Annotated in this window: 4 protein-coding genes; all 4 read right to left on the bottom strand. The window is 55.0% G+C overall.

The features are described from left to right. Positions 1–506, bottom strand: a 506-nt coding sequence (locus FDX01_RS24025; RefSeq protein WP_249361026.1) for a biotin/lipoyl-containing protein, incomplete at its 3' end; no start/stop codon positions are given. Between the two features lie 14 nt (positions 507–520). Further along, on the bottom strand, positions 521–3,322 hold the full coding sequence (gene sucA, locus FDX01_RS19335) for a 2-oxoglutarate dehydrogenase E1 component (RefSeq protein WP_117342253.1): 2,802 nt from the start codon (positions 3,320–3,322) through the stop codon (positions 521–523). Positions 3,323–3,707: 385 nt separating this feature from the next. Further along, complete coding sequence (gene sdhB / locus FDX01_RS19330) at positions 3,708–4,424, bottom strand: succinate dehydrogenase iron-sulfur subunit SdhB (RefSeq protein ID WP_115259048.1); 717 nt, start codon at positions 4,422–4,424, stop codon at positions 3,708–3,710. Between the two features lie 15 nt (positions 4,425–4,439). Beyond that, the coding region (locus tag FDX01_RS24020; RefSeq protein ID WP_249361025.1) for an FAD-binding protein at positions 4,440–5,580 on the bottom strand (1,141 nt) is incomplete at its 5' end.

The following is a 5,580-nucleotide window of genomic DNA, read 5'->3' as shown; positions in this document are numbered from 1 at the left end:
GCGGCAGGTGCGGCTGCCGGTGCTTTGGCTTCCGCTTTCGCTGCCGGAGCTTTAGCCAGATGTTTTTCAACATCTTCACGAGTGATGCGGCCGCCGACGCCGGTACCATTAATGGCGCTGGCTTCGAGGTTATGCTCACCCAGCAGGCGACGAATCGCCGGGCTCAGGGCATCGTTATTCTGCTCGGAGAGCGAGGCCTGCTGGCGCTGCGCCGGAGTAGAATCTTTTTCTTCAGACTTGGCGCTGGTCTCTTTCCCGGCGCTGTTACCTTCACGCAGGCGACCGAGGATCTGGCGAGACGTGACGGTTGTCCCTTCATCTTCCAGAACCGCATCAAGAATACCGTCCGCTGATGCCGGTACTTCCAGTACCACTTTGTCAGTTTCGATTTCTACCAGCACTTCATCGCGCTTAACGCTATCGCCCGGTTTTTTATGCCAGGTCGCTACGGTTGCGTCAGCCACAGATTCAGGCAGGTCGGGAACAAGAATATCTACGCTACTCATTATTTATCCTTTATTTAATCGACGTTCAGCGCGTCATTTACCAGATCTTGTTGCTGCTTCTGGTGAACAGACATATATCCTACTGCCGGTGAGGCAGAGGCCGGGCGACCTGCGTAACGCAGAGCAGACCCAAATGGAATCACTTCACGGAAATGATGCTGGCTGCAGTACCATGCGCCCTGGTTGAGCGGCTCTTCCTGGCACCAGACAAAATCATGTACGTGAGCGTACTGTTTCAACACGTCCTGCATCGCTTTATGCGGGAACGGATAAAGCTGTTCGATGCGCACAATGGCAACATCTTTCTGACCATTCTTGCGGCGTTGCTCCAGCAGGTCGTAATAAACCTTACCAGAACACATTACAACGCGCTTCACGCCTTTCGGATCCAGTTCATCAATCTCGCCAATGGCTGGCAGGAACGCACCGTTAGCCAGTTCGTCCAGCGTGGACACCGCCAGCGGATGACGCAGCAATGACTTCGGTGACATCACCACCAGTGGACGGCGCATACCGCGCAGCGCCTGACGACGCAGCATGTGGTACACCTGAGCCGGGGTAGACGGGACGCAAACCTGCATGTTCTGCTCGGCGCAGAGTTGCAGATAACGTTCCAGACGCGCGGAGGAGTGCTCCGGACCCTGACCTTCATAGCCGTGCGGCAGCAGCATCACCAGACCACACATGCGGCCCCATTTCTGCTCGCCAGAGGAGATGAACTGGTCGATAACCACCTGTGCGCCGTTGGCGAAGTCGCCAAACTGTGCTTCCCAGATGGTCAGCGTGCGCGGCTCAGCCGTGGCGTAGCCGTATTCAAATGCCAGCACCGCTTCTTCAGACAGAACGGAGTCCCATACGCGGAACGTGCCCTGACCGTTATGCACGTGCTGCAATGGGGTGTAGGTTGAACCGTTCGCCTGGTTGTGGATCACCGCATGGCGGTGGAAGAAGGTCCCGCGACCGGAGTCTTCACCCGACAGACGAACCGGAATGCCTTCGTCTACCAGCGTGGCGTAGGCCAGATTCTCAGCGCCACCCCAATCGAACAGCTTCTCGCCGGCAGCCATTGACTGACGGTCACCGTAAATCTTGGCGACGCGCGACTGCATTTCAACCGCTTCAGGTACGGTACTGATGCGTTTTGCCAGTTCCTGCAAACGCTTCATTTCAACCTTGCTCGGGTAGTTCTCATCCCAATCGTGGTTGAGGTACGGTGACCAGGTGAAGGAGTGCATATTCATTGGACGCCACTCTTTCACCACGCATTCACCCGCATCTAACGCATCACGATACAGGTTGACCATTTCGGTCGCGTCTTCCAGCGTAACAACTTTATCGGTTTCCAGTTTGTCAGCGTAGATTTTGCGCGGCGTCGGGTGTTTTTTGATTTTCTGATACATCAGCGGCTGGGTTGCGCTCGGCTCGTCGGCTTCGTTATGGCCGTGACGGCGGTAGCACACCAGATCAATGAACACATCGCGTTTAAAGGTATTACGGAAATCCAGCGCCAGACGCGTCACGAAAGCGACCGCTTCCGGGTCATCCGCATTGACGTGGAAAATCGGCGCCATCACCATCTTACCAATGTCGGTGCAATACGGCGTGGAACGCGCATCCAGTGGGTTAGAGGTGGTGAATCCGACCTGGTTGTTGATAACGATACGAACGGTGCCGCCGACTTCGTAGCCGCGCGCTTTCGACATGTTCAGGGTTTCCTGAACCACGCCCTGCCCGGTTACCGCTGCGTCACCGTGAATGGTGATCGGCAGAACTTTATTGCTGCTCGGCTCATCCAGTCTGTCCAGACGCGCACGAACGGAACCGATAACCACCGGGCTGACGATTTCCAGGTGCGACGGGTTAAACGCCAGCGCCAGGTGAACCAGACCGCCTTCGGTTTCGATATCCGATGAGAAGCCCATGTGGTACTTCACGTCACCGGTACCGAGGTGTTCTTTATGTTTGCCCGCAAATTCGTCGAACAGTTCTTGTGGACGTTTACCCAGCACGTTCACCAGCACGTTCAAACGACCACGGTGCGCCATGCCCAGAACCACTTCACGCGTGCCGCTGTTGCCGGCATGGCGAATCATCTCTTTGAGCATCGGAATTAACGCATCACCACCTTCCAGCGAGAAGCGTTTAGCACCCGGGAACTTGGCCCCCAGGTAGCGCTCCAGACCTTCTGCTGCAGTCAGTTCACTGAGGAAACGTTTTTTCTCTTCGCCACTGAACGCCGCGCGACCGGATTCGATACGCTGTTGAAGCCAGCGTTTCTCTTCGGTGCTGGTGATGTGCATGTACTCGGCGCCAATCGGGCCGCAGTAAGTTTGCTTCAGTGCTTCCAGTAACTCGCCCAGCTTCATCGTATCTTTGCCACCGGCAAAAGAACCGACGTTAAAGCTTTCCTGAAGATCGGCTTCGGTCAGATCGTGGAAAGACGGATCCAGATCGGCCACGTTTTCTTGCTGCCACAGTCCCAGCGGATCGAGATTCGCATGCTGATGGCCGCGGAAACGGTATGCGTTGATGAGCTGCAGGACTTTAACCTGCTTCACATTGGCATCAGGGTCGGAAATAGAAGAAGAGTAACGTGGGGTAGCCAACGCCTGACGACGGAAATAATCACGCGTTTTTGAATGGAGTTGATCCGGTTTGACTCCGGTACCAGGTAACTGCTGGAACGTCGAACGCCAGTTAGCATCTACCGAGTCAGGGTCGGTTAAGAAGTCTTCATAGAGCTGTTCTATCCAACTCTGGTTCGAACCAGAGAGGTAAGAAGAGTCCAACCAGGCTTTCAAAGCGCTGTTCTGCATCGTGATCCCTTAAGCATCTTTTCTGCTTATTTAATACTCTAAATAGTTCACGTTTCAGGAAGGCGGCAAGCTTGCGAATCCCTGGGAGCTTACAGCCAGTAAGTGACCGGGGTGAGCAAGTGCAGCCAACGCACATGCAACCTGAACTATGACGAGTATTTCGCCGTGGATACTACCACGCATACGCGTATGCGTGCCGGGGTTCACTTGCGAGCTCTTTTTGTTTGGCTCGCGAAGGAACCTTTAAAAACTGTCAGAGATAAGAGGCAGTTTTTAGAGGTTTCCTGCATTAACGATTTGCCTGATGGCGCTTCACTTATCAGGCCTACGGGATTGTACCTGTAGGCCGGATAAGACGTTTACGTCGCCATCCGGCAACAACGACTTATGCACTACGCTTCAGCAGCATCGACTTAATATGGCCGATAGCGCGCGTCGGGTTCAGCCCCTTAGGACATACACTGACGCAGTTCATGATGCTATGGCAGCGGAATACGCTGAAAGCGTCACTTAAACCTTCCAGGCGACTGTCGGTCTCGGTGTCGCGACTGTCAATCAGGAAGCGGTACGCAGCCAGCAGACCCGCCGGGCCAACAAACTTGTCCGGATTCCACCAGAATGACGGGCAGGACGTTGAGCAGCATGCACATAAAATACATTCATACAGCCCATCGAGCTTCTCACGCTGCTCAGGCATTTGTAAATGCTCACGAGCCGGTGGATTTTTCCCATTATTCAACAAGTAAGGTTTAATCTTCTCATACTGTGCGTAGAATTGCCCCATGTCTACCACCAAATCGCGCACCACCGGTAAACCCGGCAACGGGCGGATGACAATTTTTTTGCCCGGCTGATTCAGCGCAGAAATAGGTGTGATACAGGCCAGACCATTTTTGCCGTTCATGTTCAGGCCGTCGGAGCCACAAACGCCTTCACGGCAAGAGCGACGGAACGACAGTGACGGGTCTTTTTCCTTCAGCTGCATCAACGCATCCAGCAGCATCATGTCGCGACCTTCTTCCGCTTCCAGGGTGTAATCCTGCATATGCGGAGCATCGTCTACGTCCGGGTTATAACGATAAACTGAAAACTCGAGTTTCATTGTCCTGTCTCCGCATTAATAAGTACGAATCTTCGGCGGGAATGCCGGGCGCAGTTTCGGTTCCATGTTGACCTGACGTCGTGTCATGGATTCCGATTCTGGCAGGTACAGGGAATGGCACAGCCAGTTTTCATCGTCACGTTCCGGGAAGTCGAAGCGGCTATGCGCGCCACGGCTTTCGGTACGGAAGTTCGCAGACACCGCCGTGGCGTATGCAGTTTCCATCAGGTTATCCAGCTCCAGACACTCAACGCGCTGGGTGTTGAACTCGCTGGAGGTATCATCCAGACGGGCATTTTTCAGGCGCTCACGAATCACCTTCAGCTCTTCAAGACCCTTCGCCATCGCGTCACCTTCACGGAATACCGAGAAGTTATGCTGCATACATTCTTGCAGCGCTTTACGGATGACCACCGGATCTTCGCCGTCACGGTTGCCGTTCCAGCGGTTCAGTCGTTCCAGAGAAGCATCAATCTCGTCTTCTGTTGCATCGCGAAGGTCACCCTGCTCGGCGATAGATTCCTGCAGATGCAGACCCACCGCACGACCGAACACCACCAGATCCAGCAGCGAGTTGCCGCCCAGACGGTTGGCGCCGTGAACCGATACGCAGGCGATTTCGCCCACCGCAAACAGCCCAGGAATCACTACGTCTTCGCCCTGCTCGTTCACGGTCAGCGCCTGACCGGTCACTTTGGTCGGCACGCCGCCCATCATGTAGTGGCAGGTTGGGATAACCGGGATAGGTTCTTTCACCGGGTCAACGTGAGCAAAGGTACGGGAGAGTTCAAGGATGCCCGGCAGACGGGACTCAAGAACCTCTTTACCCAGATGGTCGAGTTTCAGCTTGGCGTGTGGGCCCCATGGACCGTCACAGCCACGACCTTCACGGATTTCGATCATGATAGAACGCGCCACCACGTCACGACCCGCCAGGTCTTTCGCATTCGGGGCATAACGCTCCATAAAGCGCTCACCGTGTTTGTTCAGCAGGTAACCGCCTTCACCACGGCAACCTTCAGTGACCAGAACCCCTGCCCCGGCGATACCGGTTGGGTGGAACTGCCACATTTCCATATCCTGCACCGGTACACCGGCACGGATTGCCATGCCAACGCCGTCACCGGTATTGATATGCGCGTTGGTGGTAGACTGG

The sequence above is a fragment of the Citrobacter sp. wls613 genome, assembly GCF_005281195.1.
GTDB lineage: Bacteria > Pseudomonadota > Gammaproteobacteria > Enterobacterales > Enterobacteriaceae > Citrobacter > Citrobacter gillenii.
Note: the sequence above shows the minus strand (reverse complement) of the source record. Positions and strands in the feature narration are given on the sequence as shown.